This window comes from Arachnia propionica (assembly GCF_900637725.1).
GTDB lineage: Bacteria > Actinomycetota > Actinomycetes > Propionibacteriales > Propionibacteriaceae > Arachnia > Arachnia propionica.
In genome coordinates this window covers 2,806,017-2,825,021 of record NZ_LR134406.1, presented here as the reverse complement: position 1 = coordinate 2,825,021, position 19,005 = coordinate 2,806,017, and the positions used below count along the sequence as shown (strand labels likewise).

Below are 19,005 nucleotides of genomic sequence, written 5' to 3'. Positions count from 1 at the left end.
GGGCGCCGGGCCGACCTGCGACGGGGTTGCGCTCCGGGTGTTTCTACAGGAGCTGGTCGGTGATGTCCTGGCCGGTGGTGTTGTCGTGCCAGCGGCGGCGGCCGTCCTGGACGACGAGCTGGAGATCGGCGCCCACGGGTAGGTTGTAGATGCCGATCAGGGCGGGCTCGAGGTTGGCGATGGAATTGAAGCTGGCAACGATGAGGTTGCCCGGTTCGTTCAGGAAATCGTCGGTGTCGATGTCGGACAGGATCCGCCACCCGGTGTCGACGGGGTTGGCGGACCTTTCCCGTCGGACCCATTTGATGTGGCCCCTGCCGTCGATGATGTTGCGGGAGACCAGGCAGCCTCCGGAATCCTTGATGAACTCGGTGAACTTCTGCGTGCTCACGGACGTGCTCCTCCAATCGGGTGGCGAAAGCTGGGTTGCCGGGTGTTCTCCGGTTCTGATGATGTGCGGTTGTCCTGTGTCAGCTGTTGCGGCGGGCGTCGCGTTCTTGCTCGGTGATGGCCTGCTGTGTGTCCAGCCTAACTCCGTTTTCCGCAAGAAAACTCTGTCGATGTTCGCGCCCGTGGGGTTTGGTTTGTCTGCTTAGCGCAGGCCACCCCAGCCGGTTGCTGCCGCAATCAGCCTCTACACCAGGAAACGGAAATAGGGGCTGGTGGAATCGACCTCGTTGACCTCCATGCCGCATTCGGTGATGCGGGCCAGGAGGAAGCGGTAGTCCCCGGGGTTGCTGAGTTCGACGCCGACCAGGGCCGGGCCGACCTCCCGGCTGGAGCGTTTCACGTACTCGAAGTAGGTGATGTCGTCGTCGGGGCCGAGCACCTCGTCGAGGAAACGCCGCAACGCGCCCGGCTGCTGCGGGAAGTTGACCAGGAAGTAGTGCTTGCGACCCTCGTGCAGCAGCGACCGCTCCACGACATCGGCGTAGCGGGCGACGTCGTTGTTGCCGCCCGAGACGATGCTCAGCACCCGCGACCCGGCGGGGACGTGGACGCGCGAACCCACCCCGCCGGTGGGCAGGGCGGCGGCCGCGAGGGCCCCGGCGGGTTCGGCGATGATGCCGTCGGTCTGGTACATGGCGAGCATCTCGGAGCACACCTGCCCCTCAGGGATGCGGATCAGTTCGATCTTCGCCTCGTTGATGACGTCGAAGGTGTAGTCGCCCACTAGGCTGACCGCGGCACCGTCGACGAAGGTGTCGATGTTGTTCAGCGGGAACGGTCGACCCGCGGAGATCGCGGCCGCCACGCACGGCGCCCCGTCCGGTTCCACCCCGATGATCCGCACCTGCGGGTGGTGGGTGCGCAACCAGGCCGCGGCACCCGACATCAAACCCCCGCCACCGACGGGCAGGATCACGACGTCCGGCACGAACCCGAGCTGTTCGACGGCCTCCGCGATGGCGGTGCCCTGCCCTGCGGCGGTGCGCGGGTCGTTGAAGGCGGGCACGAGAATGCGGCCGTTGCTCTCCGCGAACCGAGCCGCGGCCCGGGAGGCCTGGTCGTAGGTGGCGCCCTCCATCACGAGCTCGACGTGACCGCGTCCCAACGCCTGGATGCGATCGCGTTTCTGCCGGGGCGTGGTGGTGGGCACGTAGACGACCGCGCCGATACCCAGCGTCGCCGCCGCGAACGCGACCCCCTGCCCGTGGTTGCCGGCCGACGCGCACACCACACCGGCGTCCCGCGCCTCGGGAGGGAGCTGCGAGATCAGGTTGTAGGCGCCCCGCAGCTTGTAGGAACGCACGGGCTGGAGATCCTCGCGTTTCAACCACACCTCGGATCCGGTGTCCTCCGTGAGTCGCTGGTTCAGTTCGACGGGGGTGATGCGGGCCACTCCTTTCAGCCGGTCGCGGGCGTCGGGAATGAGGGCAGCCAGGTCGGAAAGCACAGTCACGGGCCCAATTGTGCTAGCCGGAAACAAAATCCGCACTCTTCACGGGGGCGCGCCCCTCCCAGAAGCTGGTTGAGCTATTCAATCCTTGAAGCTGGTTGAGCCGGGTCGCGGGCACTCTTCCTTGGAGCTGGTTGAGCCGGGCCGTGAGGGACGAGCGGCCCGTGTCGAAACCATCCGGCGGTTGAGTGGCGGACCCGACCCCAGTTCCCGGACAAGGGCACTGTGGTTTCGAGGCGACCGGCTCGCTGGCGCTCACCGTGATGTCTCGGGACATGGGTGACGGTTTGACGTTTGGATGGGTCGAGTCCCTTCGAGTGGTGTTGTTTCAGGCGGTGGTAAGAGCGGCGGGTTCCGGGCTGACGTGGCTTCCTGATCCACTGGGCCAAGCGGGGCGGGGGCTCGGCAGACACTCAGGAAATGTCGGCTTCGGTTTCGTCTAACTTCACGTTCACAGTCCGCAACGACGGGGTGAGCACAGCGATCAGACAGGTTAACGTGATGGCCAGGCCCCCGCCGATGACCAAGGCGGCCCGCTGGACTGACGCCAGCGCACTGGAAGCTGCGACCAGGACATGCAGCACAGTCATCGACGGCTGTTGGAGCATGGACGTGCCGCACAGGAGGGTTGCTACCAACATCGGTGCGGTCTCAGAAATGAGGGCTGGCCTGCGCCGGTCAAAGCGATCAGCCGGTGTCCACCGTAGAGACCCAGCGCCAGAAGGGGGAGCAGTTGGACGGCCGCAACGCTGCCGGTTGCAAAGGGCAACTCTGTCAGGTGAGCGACGTGCAGCAGGATGGTCGTCGAAGTGACGATCGAGCCGAAGCGGGTGATCGTCCTGGACACCGGAAGGAGCGTGAACGGACGGTACCGCATCGAGGTTAGGTTCACATGCAGGCGGGCGAACGTGGGCGATCACTCCAAGTCTGCGGCACTGTCTGCCACATAGGGTTGGGTCCAGGTCACTGGGATGAAGCCCAGCTTGGTCAGAACCGGTGCCGAGGTTGGCAGCGCGTCCACCCAAAGGGTCTCGGCCCCCGCCTCGATGGCAGCCGCTATGCGGCTGAGCACTGTCGTGGTGAAGTGTCCGCGCCGTCGATGCGCGGGGATGGTGCGGCCCCCGGCCAGCTCTGCCGCCGCGGATGACCGGTCCAAGAGAAGGCGGCCGGCTGAGACGGGCGAGCCGTCTACATAGACGATGTGAACTTGGAGGCGGTCGGGGTCGTCGGTCATGGCAGCGGCGAGTTGGCTCCGCTCGGTGTCGACTCCGCTGCGGCCACTCTCCCGGGAGATCTGTGCGTAGTCGGCGAGTTGGGCAACGCTGGCTCGAACCGCTGGCAAAGTCACTTCCATCCCAGCTCTCACGGCTTCCGGGAGCTGGCGGAGGTCGAGAGCCAAAACCGTCTCCCGGTCCCCAGGGATCAGCCCTGCTTCCAGCAGCGTCATATGGAGTCGCGTGGGCCGGTCATGGCCGTAGAGCTTCCATTCGAACTGTGCGCTCCTCTTGTGCGCCGAAGAGATCTCGCGGCGGATGATGTCCGGCAGTGTGGACTCGGGACACGCGCTGTAGACGATCCTGATTTCCGATCCATCGGCGCTGGTTTCTCTGACGATCGGTCCTGGAGCGAGGGTTCCCGAGCGCAGTCGGATCGTGTCGAGTGTCGCCAGCAGTGGCTCAAACATGTCGATCCTCCTCCGGTCGCGCCTGCGTTTCTGCATCGTTCAAGAGGCGCTCCATGCTGCGGTGCAGCGGAATAGAACCCCCGTCACTGCCTAGGTAGCGAGCACAGATACCGGTGAGCGTTCAACCCTGGGCAAGGGGATCTGAACTCTGGTTCCCGTAGGGAAACGTTTTTAAGCAGGCGTCATGCCGAACGAGCACGGGTTTCTGATTGAGCCTCCTGGAGTGGTCCAGCAGGTTGGTCGCGATCGTCTTCCTGGGTAGGTAATTCCGTTGGGCGGACGGTCTTTCTCAACTCCTCTCGGTGCTGCCTAGGTCTGGGGCTGCCAGTCGATGGTCCCTCGGATCACGCTGTCGAGCGAGATCGGGTAGCTGTCGAGGTCAGCCGCCAGGAGGGAGTCCCCCAACTCCCGCGTGCACCCGATGTACACCGAGTCGTGGTAGATCGGGCATGCCGTGACAAAGCTGCGGTCGTGGGGCAGGATCAGCATCGGGCACTGCTGTGTGTGCAAAGGGAGCTCGCGGGCAAGCCAGGACAGCGGCTCGCGGATCACGACGATATCCAGCGGCACGCCCTGTCGGATGGACTTCTTTGGGTCCACCGACAGCCTCCGGACGAGAGGCAGCGCCCATGCGGGCACAACCACGTCTTCGCGCGGCAGGATGTCATCCTCGGCGTAGCCGGCCCAGTGGATGAAGTCGCACTCCCTCTCCCCGTCCCTGGTGAGAGCAGCGACGAGCGCCTCGGACGTCTGCTCCGACAGGGACCCATACGGAGGTTGCACCAGCGCGGGCGCGCCGTCGCTGATCTGTTCCCACGTCGTGGCGCCGTCAATCACCGCGCCCGGGACGATATCGGCCCAGGCATGCCACTGGTCACGAGTCCCGCGAACCGGCAGCAGGACTCGCACCGCACGCTCGTGCCCCTCGCCCACCAGGTCACTTACCCGCACAATCGCACCTCCCAGCACACACCCTCATACCCTGAAACCATAGGTCACGATGTCATATGGTACTCCGCATCCAGCGAATCGATGTGGTAATAGACCTCTACCGTCACAAACACGGTAGCGCTATCAAGCTCCACTGCGGCCGTCACTGACTCCCCATCTGAATCCAAGGCGCAAGTCCGCCCTTCCGTCACGCACTCGATCGTTGGCCGCTCATCAGAAGGAATCCCTTCAGCGTCATAGCCCGTGAACTCACGTACAAAAACCTGCGCGGGAATCACGGGGGAATCCACCGTGATCCGCGCCGAACCGCCGGTAGCGATCGTGATTACCTCGTTCGGTTCGATCGTCGGTCGTGCAGTGTGAAAGGAACTGCTGGAGCCGCTATACCAAATAGAGGACAGCGGTGAAATCGCAATCCCAATCACGATCGTCGATCGACGCCGATCCAAGGCCTGTAAGTATTCCTGCGACGCCCGACTCGTGTTGGGACGGCGTGAGCCGGCACGGATGTCAGCGACCAGTTCCGGTACCTTCACACCAACCGGCAGCCCCCAGCAGGCACCGCCGTCGACCAGCCCGCCCGCACTCAAGCCCGTCGCTGCCCGAAAGGGAGCGAACCAGCCCAGGCGAGATGACGGTTCGACGGTATCCCGCTTGGGCGGAGCAAATCCCGGCAGACGACCGTCGAGGGCCAAGAGGGTCGGCGCCGACGTGGGCTCAGCAGCCGGCTGCCGCTTCTAGAGCCAGGGACAGGGCGACATGGTGCGAGTCGACGCCGAAGCCGCGAAGGTCGTAGTCGTTGTCGGCGAGGGTGTCGGCGGTGAACAGCAGTTGGGCGAAGCGCACTCCGCGGACCTTTGCGATCGCCGCCATCGCGGCGCATTCCATCTCGACGGCGACGCAGCCCTGCGACTTGCGCTGCTCCACCAGGGCACGGGTCTCACGGAAGAAACCGTCGGTGGTCCACACCGGAGCGACCTGCGCTCCGAAGCCCGCTGATCGCGCCACCTTCGCGACGGTGGCTCGCAGCGCCTCGTCGGTCTCGACCCACGCCCCGGCCTTCAGATAGTGGTACGACGTGCCCTCGTCTCGCAGTGCTCGGCTGGGGACGACGAACTCCCCCTCCGGTAGTTTCCGGAGCGCCCCGCAGGAACCGACGGCGACCAGCGAATCGGCCCCGGAACGAATCATCCGCTCGGTCACCAGAGCCGCGGCAGCCGCGCCGATCGGCATCGGCACGACCCGCACTGCCTGCCCGCTGCGCGTCGCCTCGTAAATCGGGTACTCGACGGTGACGAACGGCACGGTCCCAACCCGCCGCACCTCCCAGCCCTCGGTGGTCTCGATCGTCTTCTCGGACAGGAACGCCAACACGGCGACGCCAGGCCCCTCGGCCTGCACATCGGCGAACATCATCGGCGAAATGAGGTCGTCGGGGTCATCATCGAAGTCGAGGATTGGAAAAGCACCGGGCATCAGCATGGGTTGATCATCCCACGCGAGTAGCAGCGACGGCGGGCAAGTTCGACCCAAAGTCCCTTGCTCTTCTCGTGCGCATTGCCGAACATGTCCCAGAGGATTCGGTATGCCGCTGAAAGTCGGGCATGCGACGGCGGCCGCACGCGTGGTCGCTGTCACTCTTCAGGAAGGCAAAACCGGTTGAGCCGGGGCGTGAGGAAGGAGCGGTCCGTGTCAAAACCATCCGGCACCTGAAAGCAGACCCGGCCACAGGTCCCTGCACACCTTTACGGCGGTTTCCATGCGGCCAGCCCCATCGGCTTCGAGTGCCTCTCACTCCGTTGCTGAAGGGCCCATCAACTCGGGGGCTACGGGGGTCCGGACCCCCTCGTCGACGGAGCTCAGGCGCGGCAGTTCGTCCATCGAGACGTCCAATGCCCGGAATCGTCGCGCCGAGACCAGCACCCGCGATTCCAGCGTGCCCATGGCGGCGTTGTAGTTCTTGACCGTGCCGTTGATGGACGCCCCCAGTTTTTCGAAGTGCGTTCCCAGGGTCGCCAGCCGGGAGTACAGCTCACGTCCGAGCGCGCTGATTCTCGTCGCCGACTCCGCCAGCCGTGACTGCCGCCATCCGTGAGAGATGATTTGCAGCAGTGGGATCAGCAGGCCCGGTCCTGCCAGGGTGATCCGACGGGCGGCGGCGTACTCGTGCAGGGTGGGTTGCTGTTCCAGGGCGAGGCGGTAGAACTCGTCGCTGCCGAGGAACAGCACCACGAACTCGGGGCTGCCGGCGTCGAGGGCCCAGTACTCCTTGGCGGAGAGCTGGTCGATGTGGGTGCGGACGTGTCTGACGAAGCGCCGCAGGTGCGCGGCGCGTTCCTCCTCGTCCTCTGCCTGGCAGGCCTCCAGCACGGCCGACAGGGGCACCTTCGAATCCACGAACACCGCTCTGCCCCCGTCGAGGTCGATGCGCATGTCGGGGCGCAGCCGGTTGCCCTCCGATGAGGTGTAGCTGGTCTGGGTCTCGAAATGGCAGTGCTCCACCAGTCCCGCAACCTCCGCGATCCGCCGCAGACTGGACTCACCCCAGGCTCCCCGCACGTGAGGGGCCCGCAGCGCCGTCGCCAGCGACGCCGCTTCCTTCCGCACCGCCTCGCCGGAAACCCGGACCCCCTCCACCTGCTGCCTGAGTTCCGCTGCCAGGGCGGTGCGCTGGTTTTCCACCTCCGCCAGTCGCTGCTGGAGTTGCCGCAGCGCCTCGGATATCGGGGTCAGGCGCAGTTCTGCGGCGCGATCGGCCTGTTTCGTCTGCTTCTCCAAGGCATCCGCCGACAAGGACCGGAACTGGTGGGCGAGCTGTTCGCGGTCCGCGGTGACGTCCGCGGCCCGTTTGACGGCGGCGTCGCGTTCGGCCTCGGCGCGTGCCGTTCGGGTGGCGGCGCTCTGGCGGGACAGCAGGAAACCGAGTGCCACGCCGACCAGCAGCGCCGCCAGGGCCAGGAGCAGTGAGGAAGTGTCCATGAGGGAAGGGTCGCAGACGGCACCGACATTTTTTGCTGCACCCCATCGCGCATGCGGGGACGCGGCGGCGAGCGTTCATCCTCAACGGAGGCGACTGCGTGCGTCCCCACCCCCATGCGGGGACGGTTTTGTCGGGGGTGGGGTGTTGAATGGGAATCGTGTTCTCGACTCCTTCTTCCCATTTGGATGACCTGGCTGCTTTCGTGACGGCCTCCCCGACGAGCTATCACGCGGCCTCGAGCATGGCATCGCGCCTTGCCAATGCCGGTTTCGTCCCGGTCGACGAGAAGAACCAGTTCCCGCGGGGCGCCGGCCGGTTCTTCGTCGTGCGACACGGCGCCGTGATCGCTTGGCGACAACCAGAACGCATCGACGAGGCCACCGGGCTGCGCGTCGTCGGTGCCCACACCGATTCCCCGGCGTTGAAGGTCAAACCCGAGGCCAGCTTCTCCTTCCGCGGGTGGGGTCAGATCGCCGTCGAGATCTACGGCGGTGCGCTGCTGAACTCGTGGCTGGACCGAGAACTCGGCATCGCGGGTCGCATCATCACCCGCGACGGCGCCCAGCACCTGGTGCATCTCGACTCCGTGGCCAGGCTCCCGCAGCTGGCCATTCACCTGGACCGGTCGGTCAATGACGGTCTCAGGCTCGATCGGCAGACCCACACCCAGCCCGTCTTCACCCTCGACGCCGAACCCGACCTGCTGGCGGCCCTCGCGGAACAGGCCGGGGTGAGGTCCAGCGATGTCCTGGGACACGACCTGTTCACCTACCTCTCACAGCCTCCGGCTCGTTTCGGGCTGCGCAACGAGTTCTTCGCCTCGTCGCGTCTGGACAATCTCTCCAGCACCCACGCCGGATTGACGGCCATCGAGGACCTGGGCGAGGGCGACGACCTGGTGGTCCTGGCCGCCTTCGACCACGAGGAGATCGGTTCCGCCACCAGCTCCGGGGCGGCCGGGCCGTTCCTCGAGGACGTGCTGGAGCGGATCGCCTCCGTCGCAGGGTGTGATCTCGACGCGACGAAGGCGCTGCTCGCCCGCGGCTCCTGCGTCTCGGCGGACGCCGGGCACCTGGTTCACCCCAACTACTCCCAGCACCACGACCCGCACGTCGATCTCGTTCCCAACGGCGGCCCCATGTTGAAGGTCAACGCCAACCAGCGTTACGCCACCGACGCGGTGGGTGAGGCGCTGTGGCTGCAGGCCTGCGAGGCTGCGGGGGTGCCGTCGCAGGTGTTCGTGTCCAACAATGCGATGCCGTGCGGTTCCACCATCGGCCCCATCACCGCCACGCGGCTGGGAATGGTGACGGTGGACGTCGGCATCGGGTTGTTGTCGATGCACTCGGCCCGGGAGATGTGCGGGGTGGATGACCCGCACCATCTGGCCGCCGCGCTGCGCGCCTACCTTGAGGGATGACCGGTTCCCCCGAATCCGGTTGAGTCGAGCCTCACGAGCGTCGACGAGTGGGGTGTGTCGAAACCATTCCGGTTGAAGTTGGTTGAGCCGACCAGCGAGCGACAGCGAGCCGGTCGTGTCGAAACCACCCGGCGGCCGTCTTGGTCCCCACGCCCACGGCTGTCCCCCGAAGTGGCACCGGGTCAGCGCTCACACCCGCGGAACCCCTGGAAACAGTGTGCAGGCCCGCCTGCAACCCGGCCCAAGGAGAGAAAAAGGCCGGTGCGGCGGGCCTGCCGAGCGCTTGTGGCAGAGCGCGTAACGGTGGTCCTGAACACCTGTGACCAACTGTGTCGTTCACTGAAGAAACCCTAACCCACAGTATTTGGGAAACGCAAGAGGTTCGTAAATATTTTTGCCGGCACGACGCCGCCCCCTCCCGGGTGGCGTGCCGTAGACTCGTCGCTCGTGGCTCTCACCATTGGAATCGTCGGCCTCCCGAACGCCGGCAAGTCGACCCTGTTCAACGCGCTGACCCGCAACGACGTGCTGGCGGCCAACTATCCGTTCGCGACGATCGAACCGAACGTCGGTGTGGTGGGGGTGCCGGATTCCCGGTTGCCGGTGCTGGCGAAGGTCTTCGACTCCCAGCGCATCGTGCCCGCGACCGTGAGTTTCGTGGACATCGCGGGCATTGTCCGGGGGGCGTCGAAGGGTGAGGGCATGGGCAACGCGTTCCTCGCCAACATCCGTGAGGCCGACGCCATCTGCCAGGTGACCCGCGTCTTCGAGGACGTCGACGTGACGCACGTCGACGGAAAGGTGGATCCGGCCGGCGACATCGACACGATCACCACGGAACTGATCCTCGCGGACCTCCAGAGCCTGGAGAAGGCGCTGCCGCGCGTGGAGAAGGAGGCGCGGATCAAGAAGGAGTCGCGCCCGAAGCTGGAGGCCATGCAGGCGGCCGTCGAGGTTCTCGAATCCGGGAAACGGATCCATGGTTCGGGACTGGACATGGAGCTGCTGCGCGACCTGTTCCTGCTCACCGCGAAACCGTTCCTGTACGTGTTCAACTGCGATCAGGACGAACTGGCCGACGAGGACCTCAAGGACCGCATGCGCCAGGTCGTCACCCCGTCCGAGGCGATCTTCCTCGACGCGAAGTTCGAGGCCGAACTGGTGGAGATGGACGAGGAGGAGGGCCGCGCATTCCTGGAGGAGATGGGAATCACGGAACCGGGCCTCGATGTGCTGGCCAGGGTCGGCTACGAAACCCTCGGCCTCCAGTCCTACCTGACGGCGGGCCCGAAGGAGGCCAGGGCCTGGACCATCCCCCAGGGGGCGACGGCCCCCGAAGCGGCGGGGGTGATCCACACCGACTTCCAGAAGGGCTTCATCAAGGCCCAGGTCGTCAGCTTCGACGACCTCGTGGCGGCAGGCTCCGAAGCAGCGGCGAAGGCGGCCGGCAGGATGCGCCTGGAGGGCAAGGACTACGTCATGCAGGACGGCGATGTCGTGGAGTTCCGGTTCAATGTGTGAGGGGCGTGGGTTCGAAGACGGGGTCGCAAGCGCACTGGCTGGTGTTGAAGTTGCCCTGCGTTTGGCAGTCCGTGCCGTATTCCCGAACTGGCAAGAAGAGCTCCATGCGGATCAGCTGAAAAGACTGGAAAAAGTACGTCGAACGGAGGCGAACAAGAAGGAAGGTGTCCAGGCGTCTGATGATCTTCTTGACTATCTAGAACTTCACAAACTTGTTTCACTGATTCAAAATAACTGGTCAAAATTTGAACCGGTTTTTGAAGATGAGCAACAGACAAAAGTTTTGCTGTCTCTAATGTGCAAGCTCCGGAACTCTGTGGCGCACTCTCGTGATCTTGTGAAATTTGAACAGGACTTGGTGCGGGGCGTCTCCGGTATGCTACGGAATCAGGTCTCGATGTATCGCACGTCAAACGAAAATGCTGCCAGATATTACCCCATAATTGAATCGCTCGTAGATTCATTCGGTCGTTCTGGAAAGAGGCCAGATTCGGTTGGCAGTGTTTCGTGTTACCGAATAGATGTTGGACACCCGCTCAGTTTTCATGGAAGAGCATCTACTGCGCGCGGTAAAGAAATACGATGGTATGCAACTTGGGCGGATCAATATGGCATTTGGTATGGCGATTTTCCGGGAGAGAGATGGGGCTCGGTTGCTGTAGGTGAAGAAGTGCGGTTCGATGTGGAGGTTAGCGAGCAAGTAGTTGGCGAAAACCGACAGGTACTTATTGCTATATCCGCTGACTCAAGGCATCATAGATCTGATAGAGGCTTTGATGATCTTCGCGGTTTCCTATTTAGTGTTTCGCCGCCAGAGGAGGAATAGGAAGACTTGAAGGCTTATTCACAGGAATCATCTTCGGGATTCTGTGAATAAGCCTCGTGGTATCCCGCTTCCCCGCTTCTGCTCGTGCGCTCCGTTTTCGCCTTCGCCGGCCCGGTGCACTCTTTGCCGCCATCTTGACACGACGCATCAGGGATGTTGGCCGGCCTCGGACCCAACCAGTTAGTGGGTCTGACGCCGACCGTTTTGCGCCTCGACGCCTCAGCCTTCCAGGGCGTGCAGGCGGTCGATCGGGGTGGAGACGGCCTCCCGGGCACGCACCACGGCGTCCTCATCGGGGGCGTCGTAGAAGCACAGGCACTTGACCGTGTCCTCACGCACGTAGGTGCGAAGGAAACTCACCTCCGGGACCTGGGCGTACTTGGGGGAGTTGGCCTTCTTCCGCGCCAGGTAGGTCTCCATGGAGATCTCCTCGGGGATATCCCACTCCACGAGGTAGTCGGCTTTGCGGGCCAGCGCGCGTACGTCCTCCAGCTCGGCGCCCACGAGGCGGACCTCGTCAGGGCCGGTGACCTCGGCATCGGAAACGGCGTTCCGGACGGCGGTGGTCAGGCCGGCGGCGTCGTCGGAGGCGAGCTCGATGACGGTGAAGATGCGCTTGTGGCTGGCGGTGACCTGCGATTCTAGGACAGAGGCGCTGACGGCCTCGACGGCTTGGGAGACCTGAGCGATGAGGGTCTCGGCGGCCTCGCGGGACGGTGTTGCAGGGACAAGCTCGAAGAGCTGGAGTGACATGGCAGCTCCTTTCCGTAGGGTATGTAGGTCATCAACCTTGCGGGCGTCAGGATTATTCCCCTGCCCAGTCCTCCTGAGAGTGGAGTCCAGCATGGTGGCGTAGCGCAGTGGCTGCGTTGCGAGTGTCCGGGATGCGGGCTGTGCGCGAGATGCCATGGATTCTTGAAGCCGTTGTGATTGTGAGGACAGGTGCGCCCGGCAGGTCCTCTAGGATCCGTAGCGCTGTCAAATCTTTCCGCTGGGAGCGATTTGCGTTCCTGTGGTTGGTCCAGTGCTGAAGGTCCTCGTTCCACTGCTCCCGGAGATCGGCCAGTTCAGCGGAAATCCGCTCCGCCTGATCGCAGGCGATCATGACGGCTTTGAGGAAGAACGCGATCCATGCATCGCGTCCGGTCCCAGGCGTGCTCTGTGCAGCACTGCCGTTCGGCTTCCCGTCCGTGGATTGCACCGTTGAGGTATTCCAGGAGGTCGTCGATCAGTGGTGGGAGAGAGTCGGCTGGTGGGGGAACGAAGTCGGCATCCAGCGGTTGGTACGAGGAACCTCCCAACCAGTTCTGGACCACGCGGATGCCGTGATGTTCCGGTGAACCTGGTAGCAGGCTGCGGTGAAGAGCCACCAGGTGCTCACATGTCATGGGCCGGGAGTCCGAGAGCTCCTCCACGGCCCCGCGTACGAGCGTCATGTTGTGCGCGACGGAGCGGGCTTGCTCGCTCAGCCCCTTGATCTCCTCCTGCTGCCCCAGTTCCGCCAGGGCAATCTTGTGGGCCGATGGTGCTATCCCCTCGATCCGGGAAGATGCGATCGCCTCGCTGCGCAGGAGAAACCTCCCGATGCGCACCAAATCTGGTGATGCGTTCACGGCTCGCGCGCGGGCCTCCGCCTGAGCCGCCAAGCCTTCTGTCTCAGGGGTCAGCGCGAGACCAGCACCCACGAGGGATCGGGGATGTAGGTAACGTACTCGCCGGAGCGACGGTCTCGACGGCGCAGACCACCGTCGTAGGTGCTCTGCCAGGAGCGCGTGACCCACCGTCCCACTCGTCTCTCCCTAAAGTATCGCTCTTCCGTCTCTAATGATATCTTAAGATCTAAAGTGTCATGAATTCAGGCGTTGTGTCACCTCAGGGGGTCGTCCTGTTGCGGGCGCTGAATCAGCGAGGTTGCGCGCGGTAAGCGTGGATCGTGATTGACGCGACGGCACGGTTGAGGCGTTTCTTCGGAATTGGTTTCTGGAATCTGTCGTATGGTTACTGCGTAACACGAGGGATTCCTTCGAGTGCGCTTCGGGTGGGGAATCTTCTAGCTGATGGGCGGTGTCATAGGGTCGTAGCAACAGTGCTTGTCGGGGAGGGGGTTGTTGGTGCGGCGTATGTTGACGGTACAGGACCGGGCGGCTATCGCTAAGGGGCTACAGGAGGGATGCTCGCTGCGGCGGACTGCGGACCGGATCGTGTGGATCGGTGTCGGTGGTATCTCGGGAGATACGCCGCAACGGCGGGAAGTGTGGGTATCAGCCCGTGTGGCAGCTGATGTGAAAGCCCAGAAACGCCGGTCCAGGCCAAAGACCCGTAAAATTCGATGCCGCATCGGGTCTTCAAGGCTCGGGTGCAGGTAGGTCCTGAAGCGTTCCAGGACACCCCGCCAAATTGTCGCGGGGACTCCGGGCGGAGGCTTGTGATGGCAGTCTAGAGAATCTGTGCAGGGGCTCTCCGAGCGCTGAAGGGAGTAGTTGGTGTCCCATGAGGCCGTCTACACCAGGGTTCTATACCCCCTACCGGCAAGCAGGATCTGGCCCGTCATGGGGTCATGCTTGTGTTCGAAGCGCACCAGAGGTCGGCCGCGTCAACCTGGTGGGAGCGCCTCCATCCGATCGTGGGGATGGTCAGCACTGGTTGATCATCCCCTGAGGATGTGGCTGTTCGTAGGGTCCCAGGGCGCTGGGAGGGTGACCTGATAATCGGGAACCTATGGCGCCTCAGCGGCGGCGACCCTGGTGGAGCGCACCACCCGGATCCGTGGATGATCCTGGCTCTACCCGTCGGAGAGAAGGAGCATCTGAGGGTTTGTGTGTTGTGTTGGTCGATCACAACCGACACCACACCCTGATGTGATGCGGGGTCTCCGTGCCCTGGGATCGCGGTTGCGGAGATGCACCTGTCATGCCACGCTCACCCTGGCAACCGACCTGAAGATGTGTCTTCGTCTCGTCCTCGTTCTCCATGGGAACGGGGAACCAACGAGAACACAGGCGGGCTGAATCTGTGAATACCTCTGACCCACAGAGCATCCGGATAACCACACACCAGCCCTACCACAGGCGCCATCGCCGAAGAGCTTGGGTGGACGCCCTAGAGCAGCCCTGGGGCGGCCCAACTCCACGCGAAGCATACGAACGCCTACTCGTTGCTTCCACCACTTGACACCAAGATGCGCTGTCTGTGAGTAAGATTAGTGAATTCGAGTTATGATGAGGAGTATATCATGGTGAATGATCATCTGAATCTGGATGAGTCCGCCGAGTGGGCAGGTCTTTGGTGGTTAGTGGAAGACCCGGACAAAAAGGTGCCTGGGATTCTCCGATATGATGGCGAAGGGAGCTTGGAGCTATTGCTTATTGGCGCATTTGAGGATCGAAGTATGGCGATTTCCGAATCGGTCTCAAAGGTGCACCATGGGGGAGGTGGAGAATGGGACGTTATTCACGGCGTTGCTGAATGCAAGCGGATTACTCTATTTGGGTGTATTGCGACCAGAACTGTGTCAGTTTTTGGTGCGCAAGTCAAGAGTCCGGATAAGCAAATAATTTCGTCGAAGACGGCGGTTATTGGCGCGCATGTCAATAATGAGGATGAAGCGGTATTCTCAAGAATGGAAATGTCAATAGATGATCTCGTACTCTGGGCCGATTCATCGGTTTTTGTCGGATCCTATGGGATGCGCGAAGGTAGGTTTGACGGAACAGCAAGCATCTCTGTCGAAGCGGTGGATAGCCGATCGGTCGCGGTTGCTGGGAATGAATTCTGTCTGATTCATGAGCACACAATAATACCTTCCTTGGATTGCCGCAAAGGTAAGAACTTAGTGCGAATGAGTGACATGGCTTTCATGCGAATTACTCCGGTGGACCCGTTCTCGATGAACAAGGTGCAGAGGATGGTGCGTATGATGCAAGACCTGATTTCGCTCGCTACGAATCATGCTGCTGGCTTGATCTGGCTCCGTGTGGAGAAATCCGAGACCGATTCGGCGATGTCAGCTGACTGTCCAGAGCAGAACAGGCGTGCCTATGTGCTTTACGCTCCTTCTAAGCGCGGGGCGTGTGATGCCAAGGCTGTCGATCGCGACCGCGTTTTCTTTACATGCAAGTCGCTTCCGTTTGAAGAGGTCGTTCCGCGCTGGTGTGACGTATATGGTCGACTCCAAGCGGCAATCAACATGATCCTGGGCCTGCGCTATGCTCCGATGCGTTATGTCGAAAACAACCTTTTGACTGCCGTGGGGGCAGCTGAAGTATTGCATCGCTATCTTGGCATTGATAAGAAACCGTTTCCGAGTGAAGAATTCAAGAAGATGCGTAATGCCATGCTTAATCAGGTAGCGCCGGAATACCGTGGCCGATTCAAAGGAGCGATTCGCAATGACCCCACGCTTCGAGATCGATTGAATGGGCTAGTCGAACGCCTTGATCAATGCCTGGTCTCTGAGTTCATGTTTGACCTGAATGAATGGGTCAAGCGCGCCGTGAAGGCGCGAAATAATTTGACGCACGACGGAAGAACGTCGAGTCATTCGATTGAGGAACTAGCCGCTATCGTAGAAATTACCAAAATCGTAGTAATTCTTAATCTGCTTCGTGAACTCGAAGTTCCTGTTGATCGGCAGTGTGACCTGGTGCGAAGACACCCTTGGTTCAGAGGGGTCGTCGAGGAGGCCCGGAAATGGCTGTCTAGTTCATCGGGTAGGTCATCCGGTGATGAATTAATTTGTTGAGTTCTTGACCAATCAAGGGGTGAATGATAATATGCGCTCCGCCGTAGCCGATTCGCATGGGTGTGTGTCGGGGGTGTGAAAGGAAGCGGGGGTTGCGATGGCAAAGAATACTGGGCGGGGTCACCGTCGCGGATTGATTCGTGGAAGATTTCAGAAGTTCAATCCGATCTCGAAGCTTTGGGACAAGTATGACCATGGTGGAAATTATTTGGGATCGAAGAAAAGCGGAGGGCCCTTCAAAGCGGTCATTCGCCTTGTGGGACGTAATCCAAAGCGTCCCTAGTGATCTGCTTTCAGGGAGATTCGCTCTCGCTAAATGAAATCACCTGCGCAAGTAAGTCGGGAGGTTCGTCAGAAACCAAAGCGACCCTCATGGAGGCCAATTTGAGGTGAGGTACGTCTCCATGGCGCGGTGCTGGAAACGGTAGGGCCTGCCGTGCCTGCTGACCCGACGATTGAGGCCCAGGCGTTGTGCACTGGTGCCGCTCGCCGGTGTGCAACGCCAGACGGGATTGCTGCGGGCCTCCACCGACGATTGGCCCTGGGGGGCGAATTAAAAAGCGCCACAGCGTCTTGTAGCACGAGCGCTACGCTTGTGTGCCATGAGTGACGCCGAGCCCGAGCCCACGTTGCGAATCGTCCGCCCGGCGCGGCGTCGGGGAGGGTGGGCGGAGTTGGGAATCGCGCGGAAAACTGACACGAGGAGTCTCTCGGAGATTCTCGACGAGCTGCGTGAGGACAGCCTGTGACCCCGAGCGCGATCGTGTACGTCGACACGTCTGCCCTCGGCGCCCTGCTGATCGAACAACCCGAGAGCAATGCTCTGGTCGAGTGGCTCGACCAGACCACGGACCTGCTGGTTTCCAGCGATCTGCTCGAAACCGAGCTGCGTCGCATCGCAGTCAGAGAGGGGATCGATCAGGGTGCCGTGACCCGGATTCTCGACGGGGTTGGGCTGGCCGCTCTTGACCGGGCGGTTTACCGCGGAGCGGGTCTGCTGCCCATGCCATACCTGCGGACTCGCGATGCGTTGCACCTCGAAGCGGCGATGCGACTCGATGCCACCGCGGTTCTCACCTACGACCACAGGCTCGGCAAGGCGGCCAGGGCCGTGGGGCTCCAGGTGATCGCACCTGGAACAGCGCACGTGTGAAGGCCGGCGATCGAGCAGGAAAAGCAGTGGAGCGCGATCCGGGCGCCTCCTCGAGGAACGGGGGAACGAGGCACGGATCGGACATGCTGAGTTCGGCAGCCGTGTCCAGGAGGAGGTCGCGGGCGAGCCCGGGCTTCTGTCCCATCAACTCATCGGCTCGTTCAAGGCAGGCGACGAGATCCGGGGAGAAAGGACCGCGGAGACAGGGAGGTCATGTCGAGGTCCTTCCGGTCCGATTGGATGAGCTCAACTGTATGTCGCGGAGGTGACAGAAATTTTCAGGATCCTCGGTGACCGAATCTTCGAGAATCTCCCGTGAAGGGATGCTCATCGTGGCGTTTTCGTGCCGTTCAATGGGCTTCCCGGGATGCCTGTCCTCGGGACTTTCCTGCCTTGAGAATGGCGCTGAGTCGTTGCGGATCGGCGATCACGTCGTAGGAGCGAATCCTGCCATCACGAATGGTGAACGTGAGGATCAGGCGGGGTCGCATCGGATCTCCGACCATGATGACCGGTCCTCCCACCAAGTCGTGCACATGCGCATCCAACGCATTGGCTCGCAACGCAGCGGTTTCCACAATCACGCGGTCGGCACCCGTGATGCGCAGTGGGCCGCCAGCAGGGAGAGCCTGCGGGTCGGCCGTGCGAACCACTTCGGGATGGAGGACGGCCACCAGACCATCGACATCGCCCCGCTGGGCAGCGGCGAGAAACGCTGCGACCAGCTGCCGTGTCGTTGAAGCATCGGTGGCGGGAACCTCGTCGCGGTGACGGATGCGGCTGCGGGCGCGGCTGGCCTGACGCCTCGCGGCCGGTTCGCTGGTTCCCAGGATTCCTCCGATCTCGGTGAATGTGAAACCGAACACGTCGTGCAGGATCAGCGCGACCCGTTGTGGTGGACTCAACTCGGCCACCACGACCTCGAGTGCGGTCTCGACGTCACGGGCCAGCTCGACGGTAGCCTCCGGTGAGAGCTCATTCCCCGGGCGCTCGGCGAGGGCATCGACCGGAATGGTGGCGCGGCGTCGCCGCATCACATCCAAGCAAAGCCGCGTGACGACCGTGGTGAGCCAGGCTTCCACGTTGGTGACCTCATGCAGGTCGGTGCGGTCGTAGCGGAGCCAGGCCTCCTGCACCACATCATCGGCATCGGCTTCGTGGCCCAGCAGCCGGAACGCCAAGGCCCGCAGGTGATCCCGCTGCGAGGCAAAGACGTCCGGCTTCTGCTGGGAGTTCACAGAGCGAAACCGTAACTACCGATCAGCTCGACCGGCTGCGGCATCGGGTAACCGCTCTCGACATGGGATCTGATCACCTTCGGCAACGCCGCCGTTGCGTCCAGGGACAGCAACGGGTTGTTCCGCTCGTCATCCAGATCGATCAGTGCGACGAACCGGCTGGTGCCCTGCACCTTCCAATAGGCCAGCCGTACCCCGTCCGGACATTCCTCGGCCAAGACGTCGAATGCCGCTCGGAGGGCTGACTCGATCTTCTCGGCGCCAAACGTGTCGGTCGTGAACTCGATCACTCGCTGCATGTGGAATCATCTCCTTGTCGTAGGGGACAGGACGTTTTCCCGTCTACCCCTGTGACGCGCCGGCACATCCAAACGTGACCTCCTGCGTTGTCGTTCCGGCCGCCCAGCAGCAGAGAGGAATGGCGGACTGGGATGTGGGCAGGAGTCACGTCGCTGTTCGACTTGAATGCATGATGGCGATGGCGTTGATGCGACCGAGAGCCACACGACATCCGGCGCCTACGTCAGCGCGCCTGGCCTTCACGTCGGCAGCGTCCACGGCCGACTGACAAGGTATTTGGCACACTCGAGT

Annotated in this window: 18 protein-coding genes; 6 read left to right on the top strand and 12 right to left on the bottom strand. The window is 62.6% G+C overall.

The window, feature by feature from the left end; all coding sequences use genetic code 11:
* Window positions 1–43 precede the first annotated feature (43 nt).
* From EL272_RS12710 to EL272_RS12680, 7 genes are all read right to left on the bottom strand, one after another.
* Window positions 44–391 carry a DUF2185 domain-containing protein gene (locus tag EL272_RS12710; RefSeq protein WP_061788166.1) on the bottom strand — a complete coding sequence of 116 codons (348 nt, stop codon included), beginning with the start codon at window positions 389–391 and terminating at the stop codon, window positions 44–46.
* A 243-nt stretch (window positions 392–634) separates the two neighbouring features.
* Window positions 635–1,903 (bottom strand): threonine ammonia-lyase IlvA, encoded by a 1,269-nt coding sequence (gene ilvA, locus EL272_RS12705; protein ID WP_061788165.1) that lies wholly within the window; start codon window positions 1,901–1,903, stop codon window positions 635–637.
* Window positions 1,904–2,816: 913 nt separating this feature from the next.
* The gene (locus EL272_RS12700) at window positions 2,817–3,584 is read right to left on the bottom strand and encodes a hypothetical protein (RefSeq protein WP_061788199.1); all 768 of its coding nucleotides are present in this window, start codon (window positions 3,582–3,584) and stop codon (window positions 2,817–2,819) included.
* A gap of 309 nt (window positions 3,585–3,893) precedes the next feature.
* On the bottom strand, window positions 3,894–4,493 hold the full coding sequence (locus EL272_RS12695) for a hypothetical protein (RefSeq protein ID WP_123824081.1): 600 nt from the start codon (window positions 4,491–4,493) through the stop codon (window positions 3,894–3,896).
* Between the two features lie 86 nt (window positions 4,494–4,579).
* Window positions 4,580–5,125 (bottom strand): hypothetical protein, encoded by a 546-nt coding sequence (locus tag EL272_RS12690; RefSeq protein ID WP_211097991.1) that lies wholly within the window; start codon window positions 5,123–5,125, stop codon window positions 4,580–4,582.
* A 127-nt stretch (window positions 5,126–5,252) separates the two neighbouring features.
* Window positions 5,253–6,017 carry a nucleoside phosphorylase gene (locus EL272_RS12685; RefSeq protein WP_061788162.1) on the bottom strand — a complete coding sequence of 255 codons (765 nt, stop codon included), beginning with the start codon at window positions 6,015–6,017 and terminating at the stop codon, window positions 5,253–5,255.
* A 309-nt stretch (window positions 6,018–6,326) separates the two neighbouring features.
* On the bottom strand, window positions 6,327–7,514 hold the full coding sequence (locus EL272_RS12680; protein ID WP_061788161.1) for a DNA recombination protein RmuC: 1,188 nt from the start codon (window positions 7,512–7,514) through the stop codon (window positions 6,327–6,329).
* Window positions 7,515–7,663: 149 nt separating this feature from the next.
* Between EL272_RS12680 and EL272_RS12675 the strand changes: the two genes are divergently transcribed.
* The 3 genes from EL272_RS12675 (at window position 7,664) to EL272_RS12665 (ending at window position 11,282) form a co-directional block, all read left to right on the top strand.
* Entirely contained in the window at window positions 7,664–8,935 is a 1,272-nt protein-coding gene (locus EL272_RS12675) for a M18 family aminopeptidase (RefSeq protein ID WP_082793902.1), read from the top strand.
* A 447-nt stretch (window positions 8,936–9,382) separates the two neighbouring features.
* Complete coding sequence (ychF, locus tag EL272_RS12670) at window positions 9,383–10,456, top strand: redox-regulated ATPase YchF (protein ID WP_061788160.1); 1,074 nt, start codon at window positions 9,383–9,385, stop codon at window positions 10,454–10,456.
* Entirely contained in the window at window positions 10,449–11,282 is an 834-nt protein-coding gene (locus EL272_RS12665; protein WP_126409462.1) for a hypothetical protein, read from the top strand. The genes ychF and EL272_RS12665 overlap by 8 nt, the downstream gene beginning before the upstream one ends.
* 219 nt (window positions 11,283–11,501) lie before the next feature.
* Here EL272_RS12665 and EL272_RS12660 read toward each other — a convergent pair whose 3' ends face one another.
* The 3 genes from EL272_RS12660 to EL272_RS15910 all read right to left on the bottom strand — a co-directional run bounded on the left by EL272_RS12660 (window position 11,502) and on the right by EL272_RS15910 (window position 13,071).
* Window positions 11,502–12,035 (bottom strand): DUF4242 domain-containing protein, encoded by a 534-nt coding sequence (locus EL272_RS12660; RefSeq protein ID WP_061788159.1) that lies wholly within the window; start codon window positions 12,033–12,035, stop codon window positions 11,502–11,504.
* Between the two features lie 314 nt (window positions 12,036–12,349).
* On the bottom strand, window positions 12,350–12,895 hold the full coding sequence (locus tag EL272_RS12655; protein ID WP_126409460.1) for a Fic family protein: 546 nt from the start codon (window positions 12,893–12,895) through the stop codon (window positions 12,350–12,352).
* Between the two features lie 50 nt (window positions 12,896–12,945).
* The gene (locus EL272_RS15910; protein WP_255265834.1) at window positions 12,946–13,071 is read right to left on the bottom strand and encodes a hypothetical protein; all 126 of its coding nucleotides are present in this window, start codon (window positions 13,069–13,071) and stop codon (window positions 12,946–12,948) included.
* Window positions 13,072–14,514: 1,443 nt separating this feature from the next.
* Between EL272_RS15910 and EL272_RS12650 the strand changes: the two genes are divergently transcribed.
* The 3 genes from EL272_RS12650 to EL272_RS12635 all read left to right on the top strand — a co-directional run bounded on the left by EL272_RS12650 (window position 14,515) and on the right by EL272_RS12635 (window position 17,176).
* The gene (locus EL272_RS12650) at window positions 14,515–16,023 is read left to right on the top strand and encodes an ApeA N-terminal domain 1-containing protein (protein WP_073970104.1); all 1,509 of its coding nucleotides are present in this window, start codon (window positions 14,515–14,517) and stop codon (window positions 16,021–16,023) included.
* Window positions 16,024–16,625: 602 nt separating this feature from the next.
* Complete coding sequence (locus EL272_RS15330; protein ID WP_159424569.1) at window positions 16,626–16,772, top strand: hypothetical protein; 147 nt, start codon at window positions 16,626–16,628, stop codon at window positions 16,770–16,772.
* A complete protein-coding gene (locus EL272_RS12635) occupies window positions 16,769–17,176 on the top strand; it encodes a type II toxin-antitoxin system VapC family toxin (RefSeq protein WP_061788157.1) in 408 nt (135 codons plus the stop codon). The genes EL272_RS15330 and EL272_RS12635 overlap by 4 nt, the downstream gene beginning before the upstream one ends.
* A gap of 350 nt (window positions 17,177–17,526) precedes the next feature.
* Here the strand turns inward: EL272_RS12635 and EL272_RS12630 are convergent, their stop codons facing one another.
* Window positions 17,527–18,414, bottom strand: coding sequence for a sigma-70 family RNA polymerase sigma factor (locus tag EL272_RS12630; protein WP_061788156.1), 888 nt, complete (start codon window positions 18,412–18,414; stop codon window positions 17,527–17,529).
* A complete protein-coding gene (locus EL272_RS12625; RefSeq protein ID WP_061788155.1) occupies window positions 18,411–18,713 on the bottom strand; it encodes a hypothetical protein in 303 nt (100 codons plus the stop codon). The genes EL272_RS12630 and EL272_RS12625 overlap by 4 nt, the downstream gene beginning before the upstream one ends.
* Window positions 18,714–19,005: the final 292 nt, after the last annotated feature.

Excerpts from the sequence above, each read along its gene's own strand:
- EL272_RS12700 (WP_061788199.1), bottom strand. The coding sequence starts at position 3,584 with ATGTTTGAGCCACTGCTGGCGACACTCGACACGATCCGACTGCGCTCG.
- EL272_RS12650 (WP_073970104.1), top strand. The coding sequence starts at position 14,515 with ATGGTGAATGATCATCTGAATCTGGATGAGTCCGCCGAGTGGGCAGGT.
- EL272_RS12685 (WP_061788162.1), bottom strand. The coding sequence starts at position 6,017 with ATGCTGATGCCCGGTGCTTTTCCAATCCTCGACTTCGATGATGACCCC.
- EL272_RS12660 (WP_061788159.1), bottom strand. The coding sequence starts at position 12,035 with ATGTCACTCCAGCTCTTCGAGCTTGTCCCTGCAACACCGTCCCGCGAG.
- EL272_RS15330 (WP_159424569.1), top strand. The coding sequence starts at position 16,626 with ATGAGTGACGCCGAGCCCGAGCCCACGTTGCGAATCGTCCGCCCGGCG.
- EL272_RS12665 (WP_126409462.1), top strand. The coding sequence starts at position 10,449 with ATGTGTGAGGGGCGTGGGTTCGAAGACGGGGTCGCAAGCGCACTGGCT.
- EL272_RS12675 (WP_082793902.1), top strand. The coding sequence starts at position 7,664 with ATGGGAATCGTGTTCTCGACTCCTTCTTCCCATTTGGATGACCTGGCT.
- EL272_RS12680 (WP_061788161.1), bottom strand. The coding sequence starts at position 7,514 with ATGGACACTTCCTCACTGCTCCTGGCCCTGGCGGCGCTGCTGGTCGGC.
- EL272_RS12625 (WP_061788155.1), bottom strand. The coding sequence starts at position 18,713 with ATGCAGCGAGTGATCGAGTTCACGACCGACACGTTTGGCGCCGAGAAG.